The following is a 14,118-nucleotide window of genomic DNA, read 5'->3' as shown; positions in this document are numbered from 1 at the left end:
CGGTGTGGCTGGTCGCGCTGCTGGCGCGCAAGCCGATCAAGCTGGCGGCGGTGGCGCTCGCCAACAAGATCGCCAGGATCGCCTGGAAGATGATGATCACGCAACAGACTTACGACGGGGCGCGGATGCCGAGCGCATCGCCGCGCGCCGACTGAGAGATCGAACGTCGGGCAATTAGTCCGACGCTCGAGCCGGAGCTGCAACGGGAGACAGATGGAACGATCGATCGAACCGAGAGGCGAGACAATCCGTGGAATCCATCGGCACACAAAGGCCGGTAGGGTGATTGGAGCTCGCGTCGCGGAAGCCATCTTGGCCAGCGGTCCATCGCGACCGCACCGACAGGCCGCACATATGGATGCAAGCGATCCGATCAGTCCTCAGAATCCCTTGTGGCTCGGGGGCCGTCCACATATGGATTCCGGGTTCGCGCTTCGCGCGCCCCGGAATGACAAACGTTAGGTTGTGCCGGAAACGCATACAGCGGAGATATGTCGCGCCTCACTGCCCCGCCGCTTGCGCGGCGCCGGCGCCGCAGAAGGGGAGGCTGGGGAGATAGGGCAGCATCACGGGCAACGCCACGATGATGACGAGGCCGAGCGCGAAACAGGTGCCAAGAATCCACATCGTGTGACGGACCTGCCGATTCAGCAAGTCTTCGCCGGTCCGGCGACCGCTGGCACCGTTTTGTGGTGCTGCGGGCTGGGATGTCGCGGCGGGTTGCTGATACACGGCCTGCTCCGGATTCAATCGGTCGGCGTCAACGGCGGTCGCTGCCGGCCGTTCCGCGTGCCACGCTCCAGCAAGCTTGCTTGAGCGATGCAGCGTGGCGCATTTGTATCGTGTCTCTATCGCTTGCGAAACCGCGCCACCAACTCGACATGGGCGGTATGTTTGAATTGATCGACGGGCGTGACGCGTTCCAGCGCGTAGCCGCCATCGATCAGAAGTTTCCCGTCACGCGCGAAAGTGGTCGCGTTGCACGACACCGCGATCACCAGCGGCACTTTGCTGGCCGCCAGTTGTGTCGCTTGCGCCTGTGCGCCCTGGCGCGGCGGATCGAACAGCACGGCGTCGAAGTCGCGCAGTTCCGGCGGCGCCAGCGGCCGGCGGAACAGATCGCGTGCTTCGGCCTTGATCGGCTTCAGTCCGGGCGTCGCGGCTGCGGCCTTCTGCAACGCGCTCACCGCCGGGGCGTCGCTGTCGCAGGCGAACACCCGGGCCTTTTCGGCCAGCCGCAGCGCGAAAGGGCCGACGCCGCAGAATAGGTCGGCCACTTGCTTGGCTTTGCCCAACTGACCGATCGCCAGCTCCGCCAGCACGGCTTCGCCACGCGCAGTCGCCTGCAGAAATGCGCCGGGCGGCAGCGTCACTTGGGCCTTGCCGATCGTCACCACCGGCGGAACACGCTGAAGTACAAGTTCACCATGCCGCGTCAGCCTCGCCAGCCTGTGCTTCTCCGCCAGCGCGGAGAGCTGCGTCACCAGCTTCGGCGGCAGCGGGCCGGAACCGCGGACGTCGATATCGAGTCCGTTCTCGGTGGCGGTGACCTGGATGTCGAGCGGCTTGCCCACGCCTGTGAGCGCTTCGGCCAATGCCCAGGCGGCGTCGAGCGCGCCGGTGAGACCGGGATCGAGGATCGGGCAGTGATCGATCGCGATGACTTCATGGCTGCCGGCCGCGGTGAAGCCGACCTTGAGGACGTCGTGGGTGCCTTTCTTGGCGTGCAGCGTGATGCGGCGGCGGCCGGCGCCGTGGGCGTCGATCAGTGCATCGACGTCGCAGGCGATGCCGGCCTGCGCCAGCGTCTCGATCACCAGATTGCGCTTCCAGGCTTGGTACGCATCCTCGCGCCAATGCTGGATCGCGCAGCCGCCGCAGATGCCGAAATGCGGACAAAACGGCGCGACGCGCTCAGTGCTTGCCGTCACGACCCGCAGCAGCTTACGGCGATCCGGATGGCCCGGCACCGTCTCGACCTCGACGGTATCGCCGCCGAGCGCGAACGGCACATACACAGCTTCTGCGCCGCCGAGGCTGACGCCGTCGCCGCGATGGCCGACCTGGTCGATCGCCAATGTTTCCATCATCCGCGCCAGATAGTCCGCCGGGGGCGGGGCGTAAAGCCGCAACTGCTCACGCGGTCGCGCTGCGCCCCGTCAAACGATGGAAACGCCAGACCAACAGCGCCGCATAGACCACCAAGCCGATTGCCAGTCCGACCCAGACGCCGAACGGGCCGAGCGAGGTGTGAAAGCCGAGCAGCCAGCAGCATGGAAACGCGATCACCCAGAAGCCGAGGATCGCGTACAGCAGCGGCACGCGGGTGTCGTTCTTGCCGCGCAGCGCGCCATTGGCCACCACCTGTAGTCCGTCCGCGATGAAGAAGCTGGCGCCGACCACGAGCAGCGAGGCAGTCAGCTCCGCGGTCGCCGCTACGCTGTCGGAGGCGCCGAGAAACAGATGCGGGATGCCGTGCCGCGTCAGTGCCACGAGCAGCGTCATCACCGCCATGAAGACGAAGCCGAGCGTGATTGCCGCGAAGCCGGCGCGGCGCTCGGCCTGCGTATCGCCGCGGCCGACGGCATGGCCGACCCGCACCGTAGCGGCGAGCGAGATGCCCATCGGCACCATGAACATGATCGCCGCGATCTGCAGCGCGATCTGGTGCGCGGCGAGCGCGGTGGTGCCGAATTGCCCCATCAGTAGCGCCGCGGCGCCGAACACGCCGTATTCGAGCACGGACGCACCGGAGATCGGCAGGCCGAGCTGCAGCAGGCGCCGCATCAGTGTGCCATCGAAGCGCCACAGCTCACCGAACACGTGATACTTCCGAAACGGCCGCATGGTGACGCAGACGATCGACGCGGCGATCAGCATCGCCAGCGACACCAGCGTGGTGGCGAGGCCGGCGCCGAAGATGCCGAGCCGCCGCATGCCGAAGCCGCCATGGATCAGCCAATAAGCCAGGCCGAGATTGACCGGGATCGCCGTCAGCATGATCCACAGCGCCGGCTCCGGTCGGTTCACCGCGCCCATGAAGCCGCGCAGCGCGATGAACAGCCAGCCGGGCAACAGCGACCAGGCCAGCGAATCCAGATAACGGCCGGCGAGGGCCGCCGTTGCCGAATCCTGGCCGAGCGCCAATAGCATTTCCTCGCCATAGAGCTGGCCGAGCGTCAGCGGCACGCCGGCGATCACCGTCGCCCACAGCCCGGCGCGCAGCGAAGCTCGGACCTGCCGCGGCGCGCGGGCGCCGACCGCCTGCGCGGCCAGCGGCGTCACCGCCGAGACCAGACCGAGTCCCATGGTGAAAGTCGCAAACAGCACCGTATGTGCCAGCGCCGCGGCGGCGACGGCCTGATCGCCAAGCCGGCCGATCAGCGCCAGGTCGGTCGTCATCATGGCGATCTGGCCGAGTTGCGTCAGCGCCATCGGCCATGCCAGGCCGAGCGTCTCGACGAGTTCGGATCGCCACGCAGACGAATGCGCCGGCGCGAGCGCGCCGGCGGCGATGTCGGAGCCGTTCGGATTCATGGCGCGCACCTTAAACCAATCTGCGGCGGCAGTAAGACTGCGGCGGCAGTAAGACTGCGGCGGCTGCGAGGCAGGCCTCACCCGCGCCTTGCGCCGAGAAAGAACTCGGTATTGCCATCGCCACCGGCGATCGACGAGGTGAATACCTCGATATCGCGGCAGCCGAGCGATGCGGCGAACGCCGTGATGTCGTCGCACACTGTGCGATGCAGCTTTTCGTCGCGGACGATGCCGCGTTTCGACGCGGTTTCGAATTGTGGCTTGATCAGCGCCAGCAAACTCATCGGCGCCGCGGCCAGCGATAGCGCCGCGGGCAACACCAGCTTCAGCGAGATGAAGCTGGCGTCGATCACCACCACCTCGGGCCGCTGCGGCAGCCGCTTGCCTTCGAGCTTGCGAATATCGGTTTCTTCCATCGAGACGATCCTGGAATGGCCGCGCAGCGACGCGTGCAACTGATCGCGGCCGACATCGATGGCGAACACCAGCGCGGCGCCATTCGCCAGCAGCACTTCGGTGAAACCGCCGGTGGAGGAGCCGACGTCGAGGCAGACGCGGTCCTCTATGTCGATCGGATAGCGCTCCAGCGCGCCGGCCAGTTTGACACCGCCGCGCGACACCCAGGGATGCGCCGGCTGCGCTTCGAGCGCTGCGTCGAGCGCGATGAGTTCGGAGACTTTGCTAATTTGCTTGCCTTCCGCGAACACCAGCCCGGCCTCGATCGCCGCCTGCGCCCGCGCGCGGCTCTCGAACAGCCCCCGCTCGACCAGCACCACATCGGCGCGCTTCCTGGGAGGGGAGTCGGGCTTGCTCATGGTCAGCGCGCTACTGCGCGCAGCCGCGCTGCGGCCAGTTTCACGCAAGCTTCGAACGCAGTGAGATCGCGCCACAGGTCAGCCGGCTTCTTGCGCAGCGTGATCAGCGGCGCGCCGTGCAGATCGAGCGCGTGGATCAGCATCAGATTGTCGGGCAGATCGAAATCCTCGACCACGAGACCGTCCGCGCCGATCAGCATGCCGTCGCGTTTGTCGAGGGTTTCGAATCGGCCGACCCGCTCGACGTAGTTCGCCGGATCGTTGGAATAGCCGAACACGAGCTTGCCGCGACCCGCCATGTAGCCGAGTTCGTATACCGTGCCGGCGTCGGCGCTCGGGCCGCGGAACGGCGTCAGATTGGCGATGATGGCATCGGCCTCGTTCATCATCGCTTCGTTGCCGCGAAAGATCTGCAGCGACGCATCATGCGCGGCGAGCGCCACGGCGTTGTCGAGCGGATACAAACTGCGCAGCCCGTGCGCCGCGCACAGCTCCGCCTTGCGACGGCCGAGGTCCAGCGCATCGGGGATAAAGATATCGGGACCGGCGAGATAAACGTTTGTCATTCCGGGATTCGTCACGGTCGGCGTCAGCCGGCCGGGGCGAAGGCCCGGAATCCATACTCCCTGCAGGGGTTATGGATTCCGGGCTCGCTCACTTCGTGAGCGCCCCGGAATGACCAGAAGAAGGACTGGCGTAGAACACGAGCTCACGCCAGCTTCGAGGTCTCGGCTTTGACGTCCTTGCCGAGCGCTTCGAAAACCTTTTTGACGATCGCCTTGGCGTCGAGGCCGGCGCGGGCATACATCGCGGCGGGGGTGTCGTGGTCGAGGAATACGTCGGGCAGCACCATCGAGCGCATCTTCACTTCGCCGTCGAGCTTGCCGTGTTCGGCGAGCGCCTGCATCACATGGCTGCCGAAGCCGCCGATCGAGCCTTCCTCGATGGTGATGAGGATCTCGTGGTCGTTGGCGAGCTTCAGGATCATGTCGAGGTCGAGCGGCTTCATGAAGCGTGCGTCGGCGACGGTCGTGGAGAGGCCCAGCGTCGCCAGTTCTTCGGCGGCCTTCTCGCACTCGGCGAGCCGGGTGCCGAACGACAGCAGCGCGACCTTGTTGCCCTGACGCACGATGCGGCCCTTGCCGATTTCCAGCGGGATGCCGACTTCCGGCATCTCGACGCCGCGGCCTTCGCCGCGCGGATAGCGCACCGCGCTCGGCCGGTCGTTGATGGCGACCTGGGTGGCGACCATGTGAACCAGCTCGGCTTCGTCCGAAGCCGCCATGATCACGATGTTGGGCAGGCAGCCGAGGTAAGCATTGTCGAACGAGCCAGCATGGGTAGCGCCGTCGGCGCCGACCAGGCCGGCGCGGTCGATCGCGAAGCGGACCGGCAGGTTCTGGATGCAGACGTCGTGCACGACCTGGTCATAGGCGCGCTGCAGGAAGGTCGAATAGATCGCGCAGAACGGCTTGTAGCCTTCAGTGGCGAGGCCAGCCGCGAAAGTCACGGCGTGCTGCTCGGCGATGCCGACGTCGAAAGTCCGCTTCGGGAACGACTTCTCGAAGATGTCGATGCCGGTGCCGGACGGCATCGCGGCGGTGATGCCGACGATCTTGTCGTCCTTCTGGGCTTCCTTGACCAGGCTCTGGCCGAACACGTTTTGATAGGACGGCGCGTTCGACTTGGCCTTCGACTGCGCGCCTGTGGCGATGTCGAATTTGACGACCGCGTGATACTTGTCGGCGGCGGCTTCGGCGGGCGGATAGCCCTTGCCCTTCTGGGTCACGACGTGGATCAGGAACGGACCGGCGTCGGCGTCGCGGACGTTCTGCAGCACCGGCAGCAGATGATCGAGGTTGTGACCGTCGATCGGGCCGACGTAGTAGAAGCCGAGCTCCTCGAACAGCGTGCCGCCGTTGACCATGAAGCCGCGCGAATATTCCTCGGCGCGGGCGGCGCGGTCGGCGATCACCTTGGGCAGATGCTTGCCGATCTGCTTGCCGGCTTCGCGCAGCGACCTATAGGTCTTGCCCGAGTAAAGCCGCGACAGATACGACGACATCGCGCCGACCGGCGGAGCGATCGACATGTTGTTGTCGTTGAGGATCACGATCAGCCGCGAGTTCATCGCGCCGGCGTTGTTCATCGCCTCGTAAGCCATGCCGGCCGAGATCGAGCCGTCGCCGATCACCGCGATGACGTTGTTCTTGACGCCGGCGAGTTCGCTGGCCACCGCCATGCCGAGGCCGGCCGAGATCGAGGTCGAGGAGTGGCCGGCGCCGAACGGATCGTAGTCGCTCTCGGTGCGCTTGGCGAAGCCGGACAGGCCGCCCGGCGTGCGCAGCGTGCGGATGCGGTCGCGGCGGCCGGTGAGGATCTTGTGCGGATAGGCCTGGTGGCCGACGTCCCAGATCAGCCGGTCGCGGGGGGTATCGAACACATAATGAATGGCTGTGGTCAGCTCGACCACACCGAGACCGGCGCCGAAATGACCACCGGTGACCGAGACCGCGTCGATCGTCTCCAAGCGCAATTCGTCGGCGACCTGCCGAACCTGGTCGACCCGCAGCTTGCGAAGGTCTTCGGGCGTACGAATGGTGTCGAGAAGCGGCGTTTTACTCAATTCGGTCACGGCGATATCCAATTCTGAAGCTGGGATGGGTACATCCCCTGACGAATGGTCCGAAGCTCCGGATGTCGAAAGCCCACCTGGCTTTCGTCTCCCGTTTGGGAGAAATCAACGGCTGAAGCTTAAATTATGCTTCGATCCGTTGACGTGATCCGGCTCACTCAACGACAGCAGACGTCCCCTCCGATCCCGACGCAGCGTCCCGGCGCGTGCGCGATCGGCACATAAGCCCTTACCATTACACAACTTGGCGTGTGAATCCAACCGTGCCCCGCCCAGCGCATGGGCAGGCTGCGCAAACTTTCGGCCAATAAGGTTGATCGGCGAAACTTCAGGAACCGGCTGTGCTTTACATGTCACGGTCGTGGTGGGACCAGAATACTACTGTGGCGGTCCGTTGCGGGTTATTCCACATCGAGCGGCGCAGTTCCTGTCGGCGCACCCTGAGAGTCAGTGGTAATTTTGTCCACCCGCGCCTCGGCTTGCCGCAGCAGCTCCTCGCAGCGGCGCTTCAAGGCTTCACCTCGCTCATAGATGGCGACCGACTCTTCGAGTGGAACCTTGCCGTCTTCAAGCCGCTTGACGATGCCTTCGAGTTCTTCGAGCGCGCGCTCGAACGAGAGCTTCTTGACGTCGGCGGATGCGGCTTCTGCCATCTTGGGTCCTGAACTTGAAGACGGGTTGTGACGGAGCGCGGCGTGCACGCGCCGGACCGGAACCTGCGCGATGAAGCGGATCAGGCTTCCATCAGCGCGCCGACATGGGCGGCTACCGATTCCATCAGTCCCTGCAAGTCATAGCCGCCCTCGAGCACCGAGACAATGCGGCCGCCTGCGGTCTTGTCCGCCACCTCCATCAACCGCTTGGTGACCCAGGCGAAATCCTCCGCCTTGAGGTTGAGGCTGGCCAAGGGATCGCGGTAATGGGCGTCGAAGCCGGCCGAGATCACGATGAGCTCCGGCGAGAAGCGTTCGAGCTGCGGCAGGATCAGCGTGTCGAACGCCTCGCGGAATTTCTCGCTGCCGTCTTCGGAGGCGAGCGGTGCGTTGACGATGTTGTCGTGCTCGCCGCGCTCGCCGGCCGAGCCGGTGCCGGGAAACAGCGGCATCTGATGCGTCGAGCAGTACATCACGCTGCGATCGCCCCAGAAGATGTCCTGCGTGCCGTTGCCGTGATGCACGTCGAAGTCGACCACGGCGGCGCGGCCGATGCCGTATTGGCGCTGCGCGTAGCGCGCCGCGATCGCCGCATTGTCGAAGAAGCAGAAGCCCATCGGCTTGGTGATTTCGGCGTGATGGCCGGGCGGCCGCGTCGAGACGAACACGTTGTGCGCCTCGCCCTTCATCACCGCGTCGACGCCCCGGGTCGAGCCGCCGACGCCGCGCAGCGCCGCCTCGAACGTGCCGGGCGACATCGAGGTGTCGCCATCGACATAGACGATGCCGCTCGACGGCGACAAATGCCGCATTTCGACGATGTGGTGATCGGTGTGGCAGAGCGAGATGTGCTCGAGCGCGCCGCGCGGGGATTCATCGCGCACCAGAGGCGCGAACTGCTCGGCCGACAGCGCCTTGTGGATCGCGCGCAGCCGGTCGGCACGCTCGGGGTGACCCTCGGGCGTGTCGTGCTCGAGGCAAGCAGCGTGGGTCAAAAAGAGCGTGGTCATCCGATGGCGCCTGCAACGGCCGATGCTGTGTGACGAATGTATAACGTGAATGTAAGAGCCGTCCGCACCGGGCGGAAGGGCCGCTTAAGGCTTAGCTGGTCGGCTGCCTAATTCAATCGCAAAATGCGGCCCATCGGCGGCGGCGCAACCGGACTGCGGGATTTGAAATAGGCGAACAGCGCATCGACATCGTAGACGCCGGTCTGCGCATCGCGGCCCTGCGTAAATGCCTTGAAGCCGTCGCCGCCGACCGCGAGGTATTGGTTGACGGTGATGCGATAAGGCTTGTCCGGTGCGATGGTCTCGCCGTTCAGCGTCATCCTGTCCGGCGGAATACGGCTGCCGGCCGCCGCGGTGGGGTCGAAGGCGAAGCCGAAGCCTTTCGACACCTGCAGGATGCGTGGCCGCGCCGGCTCGGCCCATTGCTGCTCGAGCGCAGCTTTGAGTTCGGCTCCGGTCAGCGTCATCGTCACCAACTGATTGCGGAACGGCTGCGCGGCGAACACGTCGCCATAGCTCACCGCGCCGTTGGTGCCGCCATTGATGTCGGCGCGCAGCCCGCCCGGATTGGTGATCGCGATCACCGCGCCACCGGCTTCCGGCGCGGCGGTCGCGGCGAGCTGGGCATCGGCGACGACATCGCCAAGCGGGCTTTCGCCGGCCTCGTTCGGCACACGCGGCAGCGCCGCCGTCACCTCGCCAGCCGGCCGCGCCGCGATCGGGCCGGCGAGCTTGTCATAGGCGGCGATCAGTTCGGTCTGTGCAGCGTCCTTGGCCAGCGTGGTGCGGACGATATTGTTGTCGGCCTTGGCTTCGATCACGTCGCGCGTCACCGGATCGAGCTTCAGGTCGATCGCGGTGACGATCGTGCCGTATTTGTCGCCGCTGGTGACGAGCCGGCCGTCGATCGTGCAGTTATAGGCGCGGTGGGTATGGCCGCTGATCACCACGTCCACGGCCTTGTCGAGCTTGCCGATGATGTCGACGATCGGCCCCGAGATGCCCGGGCAATCATTGTAGTCGCCGGTCGGGAAGCCGCCTTCGTGGATCAGCACCACGATCGCATCGACGCCTTTGGCTTTCAGTTCCGGCACCAGCGCATTCACGGTCTCGGCCTCGTCCTTGAAGCTGAGCCCGGCGACGCCCGGCGGCGACACCATGTTGGGCGTGTTCTTCAGCGTCAGCCCGATGAACGCCACCGGCACGCCGCCGAAGCTGCGGATCGCATAGGCCGGGAAGATCGTCTTGCCGGTCGCGGTCTCGACCGTGGAGGCCGCCAGATACGTGTAGTCGGCGCCTTTGAACGGCGCTGGCCCCTGGCAGCCGTCGACCGGATGGCAGCCGCCGTTCTGCATCCGCTTGAGCTCGTCGGCGCCCTCGTCGAATTCGTGATTGCCGACCGACGACAGCGCCAACCCCATCAGCGACAGCGACTGCACTGTCGGTTCGTCGTGAAACATCGCCGACAGAAACGGGCTGGCGCCGATCAGATCGCCGGCGGCGACGAAGATCGCGTTGGGGTGGCCGTCGCGAAGTCGCTTGACCAGCGTCGCCATGTGCTCGGCGCCACCCGCCGGCACGTTGATCTTTTTGGTCGGATCGGCCGGATCGGCAATGGCGATGCCGCCTTGCGGCGGCTGCAGATAGCCATGGAAGTCGTTAATCGCCAGGATTCGCAGCTCGACCGGCGCCTGCGCAGCCGTCTGGGCCGGCGCGCCCGTCGCATAGGCGAGTAACAGCGTTGTCGCGGCGAGGGCGAGCAGGCGGGATGTCGAAAGCGGTATCATATGCGGGCTCGTCTGCGTGGGCGCGGCTGCAATCCGCGCCGGCTTGGCGTGGATCGCTCGCGAATTGCAATCCAATTCCACAACAGGGTGACGAAGTCGTTGCCGGCTTGCGTCAGCCGGTCATCTTCCGCGCAACTCGGGATACCTCCGGATTGTGCGGCTGCGGCGACATGCCAATACTCGAAGCTTCTAATCAGTCGGGCGCTCGGGGAAATGCTTTCGGCGTCTGCGCAGCGATAAGAGGGCCGCATGACCGCATTGCCATTTCGCCTCGCCGGCTTCGCCGCGCTGATGGTCGCAGCACTCATGCTGAATGGATCGCCCACGCTCGCGCAGCAAGGCGACCACGCCGACAAGCCGCCGGCCCGGCCGCGCCTCGCCGACATCATGCAGGGCGTGCAGTGGCGACACATGAAGCTTTGGTTCGCCGCCAAGGCGCATAATTGGGAGCTCGCCGGCTACGAGACCAAGCAGATCCGCGCGCGTCTCGAAGACGCCGCCTCGCTGTATCAAAGCCTGCCGGTCAGCGACCTCACCACAATGGCCAAGCCGCTCGACGCCGTCGCCGCCGCCATCGCCGCGAAGGACTACGCCGCCTTCACCAAGGCCTATGCGGGCCTGACCACCGGCTGCAACGGCTGCCACGACAGCGTGAAGCTCGGCTTCGTCGTGATCAAGACGCCGACGAGCGATCCGTTCGCTGATCAGGATTTCAGGCTACCGAAGAAGTAACAGCTTCTTGCGCCGTAGCCCGCATAGGCGAAGCGCCATGCGGGACCAAGCAGAATTGGCCCCGCGTGTCGCTCCGCTCACGCGGGATGCGATGTCTATATTACTACGCGCTTACTCCGCCGGCTGCGCCGACATCATCACGCGGCGGCTGCCGAGCGACGGCACCAGCGCATACGCCCCGTCGCCGAGCAGGGCTTGGACCACCAGCGCCAGCGTCCAGAACGCCGGGAATTCCCAGCCGCCGTGCGGATTGGTGAAGAAGAAGCCGGCGGGGCCGTGGACGGTGAAGATGGCGCCGAGCAACACCGGGGTCAGCAGCAGCGCGGCGAAGCGGGCGTAGACGCCGAGGATCAGCGCGGCTCCGAAGATCACTTCGGCCGCCATCGTGGCATAGGCCAGCGCCGGCGGCAGGCCGAGGCTGGCAAAGAACTTGGCGGTGCCGGCCGGGGTGAACACGAACAGCTTGAGGCTGGCGTGGGCGAAGAACAGCGCGCCGAGGGCGACGCGGAGCAGCAGGGCGGCGTAGGGGGCGGTGCGGGAATCGATCATCGGCGGTCTCCTTTCCGGCCAGATGACCCATTCCCGAGGGTGTGATAAAGCCGGTGCGGAGAATATCAGATCATTCCGCGGGTGTGAGATGCTCGACCGGCTGACCGGGCTGGAAGTGTTCGGCAAGGTGGTGACGACCGGCAGCTTTTCGGCCGCCGGCCGCGCGCTCGGGCTGTCGCAGACCATGGTGACCAAGCACATCGCCGCGCTGGAGGCCCGGCTCGGCGTCAAGCTGTTCCACCGCTCGACCCGCAAGCTGACCATCACCGAGGCCGGGCCGCAATTATCTCGAGGCGACCGAGCGCATCCTCGCCGACCTCGAGGCCGCCGACACCGCCGCCGCGGCCGAGCGCGTCGAGCCGCGCGGGCTTCTGCGCCTCAACGCGCCGATGTCGTTCGGCACAAGGCAGGTCGCGCCGCGGCTTGCCGCCTTCGCGGCGCGCTATCCGCTGGTGTCCGTCGAACTCGGCCTCGGCGATCGCTATGTCGACCTCGTCGAAGAAGGCTGGGACCTCGCCATCCGCATCGGCACGCTGCGCGACTCCGCGCTGATAGCCCGTCGTCTCGCGCCATGCCGCACGGCGTTGTGCGCGGCGCCGAGTTATTTGGCGGCGCACGGCACACCGAGGACGGTGGCCGATCTCGCGAACCACAATTGCCTCGGCTACACGCTGGTCCGCGACGTCGGCGCCACCAAATGGCGCTTCGGCAAAAAGAGCGACATCATGGTGCCGGTGTCCGGCAATCTGCGCGCCGATAACGGTGGGGCGTTGGTCGCTGCCGCCGTCGCCGGCCAGGGGCTGATCTATCAACCGACCTTCCTGCTCGCCGACGACCTCGCCGCCGGCCGATTAGTGTCGCTCACGCTCGACCAGCCCAACCACGAAATCGGCGGCATCTACGCGGTCTATCCGCCGCAGCGCCTGTTGCCCGCGAAGGTAAGGGCGATGATCGACTATCTGGTGGAGTGTTTCGGCGACGAGCCGCCGTGGGACGGGGGCCTGCTTGGTGAATTGGGACAAAATACGTAATCAATCAGTAATCGGCTGCGGTTGCGGAACGTGTCCGGCCTGCTACGCTTCGTATCGTTTCAAACCAAATAGTTTGCTCAGAAAGATGATCGGATGACGCGTGTCTTGGCTTCGTTTCTGTTGTTAGTTTGGTGCTCCGTCGCCGCTCAGGCGAATTCCTTCAATCGCACTGTCCCGTCTGGCCAGAGCAAGCGGGTGGCGCTGTACACTGCGTGGGATCCGAAATATTGCGGCAGCGTGTTCGGCGTCGTGAAGGTCACCACCAAGCCGCAGCACGGTACATTGTCCAATCGCGTCATGGACGCGAAGATTGGCGCAAGCCGGTTTGGCTCGTCGAGCCAGTGCTTCGGCCAGCCGACCAAGGGGCTCGCCGTGTTCTACGCAGCTCGCGGCGGCTATCACGGCCCCGACAGCTTCGTGCTCGACATCAGCTGGCCGGCGATCAACAAGCAGTCGACCGATTCCTACACGATTACGGTCGAGTAGCGCCAGCTACCCCTTCTTTCTCTGAAAAAACCGCATGAACGCGCTCACCGCTTCTTTCGACTTCATCCGCTCGCTGAACAGATGCGTTTCCTGATCGATGCGGCGGGTGATTTCGTCGGGTGGCAGGCGTAGCAGCTTGCGCGAGATCGCGACGGCTTCGGCCGGCAGCGCGCAGAGTTCGCGGGCGGCTTTCTTGGCTTCAGCTTCGGTGTGGCCGGGGGCGACGACGGCATTGACGAAGCCGGCTTCGCGGGCCTGCTCGGCCGAGACCTTGTGGCCCATCACCAGCATGGCGAAGGCGCGGTGATGCCCCATCATGCGCGGTGCCAATAGGCTCGATGCGCCTTCCGGCACCAGGCCGAGCTGGATGAACGGCGTCGAGAACACCGCCGCGGTCGAAGCCAGTACGTAGTCGCAGTGAAACAGCATCGTGGTGCCGATGCCGATGGCGATGCCGTCGACGGCGGCGATGATCGGCTTCACGTTGTGGGCCAGCGAGTACAGAAACTTGGTGGCAGCGCTGGCGCGCGGAGCGCCGCTGGTGTCGGTGCCGGCTTTCAGGAAATCGTCGAGGTCGTTGCCGGCGGTGAACACGCCGGCAACGCCGGTGATGATCAGGCAGCGGATGTCGGGATTGTTTTGCGCGGTGTCGATGGCATCGCTCATCGCCCGATACATGTCCTGCGTCAGCGCGTTCTTTTTCTCGGGCCGGCGCATGGTGATGATGCGCGCGCCGTCTTCATCGGTGACGATCAGATATTCCGACATGATGCTTCCCCGCTCGCGGCGCTTCGCCGCGCCTCCCTCAGGCGTCGTTAGCTCAGTGTAGCACGTCCATAGCGGCGATCAGAACAGCACTTCGGCGAAGGCACTGTGACGCCCA

The 14,118-nt window shown here is 65.5% G+C and carries 13 protein-coding genes and 2 pseudogenes; 4 read left to right on the top strand and 11 right to left on the bottom strand.

Going from position 1 to position 14,118, the window contains the following annotated elements; genetic code table 11:
* Positions 1 to 155 (top strand): annotated as a pseudogene (locus I5M_RS32295) (IS110 family transposase); the annotation flags it as partial.
* Between the two features lie 346 nt (positions 156 to 501).
* Here the strand turns inward: I5M_RS32295 and I5M_RS32290 are convergent.
* The 9 genes from I5M_RS32290 to I5M_RS14790 form a co-directional block, all read right to left on the bottom strand.
* The gene (locus I5M_RS32290; RefSeq protein ID WP_148287879.1) at positions 502 to 732 is read right to left on the bottom strand and encodes a hypothetical protein; all 231 of its coding nucleotides are present in this window, start codon (positions 730 to 732) and stop codon (positions 502 to 504) included.
* A 116-nt stretch (positions 733 to 848) separates the two neighbouring features.
* Complete coding sequence (locus I5M_RS14825) at positions 849 to 2,090, bottom strand: class I SAM-dependent RNA methyltransferase (protein WP_031336452.1); 1,242 nt, start codon at positions 2,088 to 2,090, stop codon at positions 849 to 851.
* A 46-nt stretch (positions 2,091 to 2,136) separates the two neighbouring features.
* Complete coding sequence (locus I5M_RS14820; protein ID WP_022722116.1) at positions 2,137 to 3,537, bottom strand: MATE family efflux transporter; 1,401 nt, start codon at positions 3,535 to 3,537, stop codon at positions 2,137 to 2,139.
* Positions 3,538 to 3,614: 77 nt separating this feature from the next.
* Positions 3,615 to 4,352, bottom strand: coding sequence for a TlyA family RNA methyltransferase (locus I5M_RS14815; protein WP_031336450.1), 738 nt, complete (start codon positions 4,350 to 4,352; stop codon positions 3,615 to 3,617).
* Between the two features lie 2 nt (positions 4,353 to 4,354).
* Positions 4,355 to 4,918: a nucleoside 2-deoxyribosyltransferase gene (locus I5M_RS14810; protein ID WP_022722114.1), complete on the bottom strand. Its 564-nt coding sequence runs from the start codon at positions 4,916 to 4,918 to the stop codon at positions 4,355 to 4,357.
* A 143-nt stretch (positions 4,919 to 5,061) separates the two neighbouring features.
* A complete protein-coding gene (gene dxs / locus I5M_RS14805; RefSeq protein ID WP_199900039.1) occupies positions 5,062 to 6,978 on the bottom strand; it encodes a 1-deoxy-D-xylulose-5-phosphate synthase in 1,917 nt (638 codons plus the stop codon).
* Positions 6,979 to 7,388: 410 nt separating this feature from the next.
* Entirely contained in the window at positions 7,389 to 7,640 is a 252-nt protein-coding gene (locus I5M_RS14800) for an exodeoxyribonuclease VII small subunit (protein WP_022722112.1), read from the bottom strand.
* A gap of 80 nt (positions 7,641 to 7,720) precedes the next feature.
* On the bottom strand, positions 7,721 to 8,650 hold the full coding sequence (locus I5M_RS14795; protein ID WP_022722111.1) for a histone deacetylase family protein: 930 nt from the start codon (positions 8,648 to 8,650) through the stop codon (positions 7,721 to 7,723).
* 107 nt (positions 8,651 to 8,757) lie between these two features.
* Positions 8,758 to 10,437 (bottom strand): bifunctional UDP-sugar hydrolase/5'-nucleotidase, encoded by a 1,680-nt coding sequence (locus tag I5M_RS14790; protein WP_031336447.1) that lies wholly within the window; start codon positions 10,435 to 10,437, stop codon positions 8,758 to 8,760.
* Between the two features lie 249 nt (positions 10,438 to 10,686).
* On the opposite strand from I5M_RS14790, the gene I5M_RS14785 reads away from it, so the two are divergent.
* Positions 10,687 to 11,169, top strand: coding sequence for a hypothetical protein (locus tag I5M_RS14785; RefSeq protein ID WP_022722109.1), 483 nt, complete (start codon positions 10,687 to 10,689; stop codon positions 11,167 to 11,169).
* A 111-nt stretch (positions 11,170 to 11,280) separates the two neighbouring features.
* Here the strand turns inward: I5M_RS14785 and I5M_RS14780 are convergent, their stop codons facing one another.
* A complete protein-coding gene (locus I5M_RS14780) occupies positions 11,281 to 11,718 on the bottom strand; it encodes a DoxX family protein (protein WP_022722108.1) in 438 nt (145 codons plus the stop codon).
* A gap of 88 nt (positions 11,719 to 11,806) precedes the next feature.
* Here I5M_RS14780 and I5M_RS29810 point away from each other — a divergent pair.
* Both I5M_RS29810 and I5M_RS14770 read left to right on the top strand, forming a co-directional pair.
* Positions 11,807 to 12,749, top strand: a pseudogene (locus I5M_RS29810) (LysR family transcriptional regulator).
* 93 nt (positions 12,750 to 12,842) lie between these two features.
* On the top strand, positions 12,843 to 13,235 hold the full coding sequence (locus I5M_RS14770) for a hypothetical protein (protein WP_148287878.1): 393 nt from the start codon (positions 12,843 to 12,845) through the stop codon (positions 13,233 to 13,235).
* A gap of 6 nt (positions 13,236 to 13,241) precedes the next feature.
* Here the strand turns inward: I5M_RS14770 and I5M_RS14765 are convergent, their stop codons facing one another.
* A complete protein-coding gene (locus I5M_RS14765; RefSeq protein ID WP_022722106.1) occupies positions 13,242 to 14,003 on the bottom strand; it encodes a crotonase/enoyl-CoA hydratase family protein in 762 nt (253 codons plus the stop codon).
* Between the last annotated feature and the right edge of the window lie 115 nt (positions 14,004 to 14,118).

Source organism: Rhodopseudomonas sp. B29, from assembly GCF_000333455.1.
Classification (GTDB): Bacteria; Pseudomonadota; Alphaproteobacteria; order Rhizobiales; family Xanthobacteraceae; genus Rhodopseudomonas.
The sequence above is the reverse complement of the archived record's forward strand: the minus strand, read 5'-3'. Positions and strand labels throughout refer to the sequence as shown.

Bases quoted from the DNA above. Each gene is read 5' to 3' on its own strand.
- I5M_RS14795 (WP_022722111.1), bottom strand. From the start codon at position 8,650: ATGACCACGCTCTTTTTGACCCACGCTGCTTGCCTCGAGCACGACACG.
- I5M_RS14820 (WP_022722116.1), bottom strand. From the start codon at position 3,537: ATGAATCCGAACGGCTCCGACATCGCCGCCGGCGCGCTCGCGCCGGCG.
- I5M_RS14800 (WP_022722112.1), bottom strand. From the start codon at position 7,640: ATGGCAGAAGCCGCATCCGCCGACGTCAAGAAGCTCTCGTTCGAGCGC.
- I5M_RS14785 (WP_022722109.1), top strand. From the start codon at position 10,687: ATGACCGCATTGCCATTTCGCCTCGCCGGCTTCGCCGCGCTGATGGTC.
- I5M_RS14825 (WP_031336452.1), bottom strand. From the start codon at position 2,090: ATGATGGAAACATTGGCGATCGACCAGGTCGGCCATCGCGGCGACGGC.
- I5M_RS14770 (WP_148287878.1), top strand. From the start codon at position 12,843: ATGACGCGTGTCTTGGCTTCGTTTCTGTTGTTAGTTTGGTGCTCCGTC.
- I5M_RS14815 (WP_031336450.1), bottom strand. From the start codon at position 4,352: ATGAGCAAGCCCGACTCCCCTCCCAGGAAGCGCGCCGATGTGGTGCTG.
- I5M_RS14810 (WP_022722114.1), bottom strand. From the start codon at position 4,918: ATGACAAACGTTTATCTCGCCGGTCCCGATATCTTTATCCCCGATGCG.
- I5M_RS14780 (WP_022722108.1), bottom strand. From the start codon at position 11,718: ATGATCGATTCCCGCACCGCCCCCTACGCCGCCCTGCTGCTCCGCGTC.
- I5M_RS14790 (WP_031336447.1), bottom strand. From the start codon at position 10,437: ATGATACCGCTTTCGACATCCCGCCTGCTCGCCCTCGCCGCGACAACG.
- I5M_RS14765 (WP_022722106.1), bottom strand. From the start codon at position 14,003: ATGTCGGAATATCTGATCGTCACCGATGAAGACGGCGCGCGCATCATC.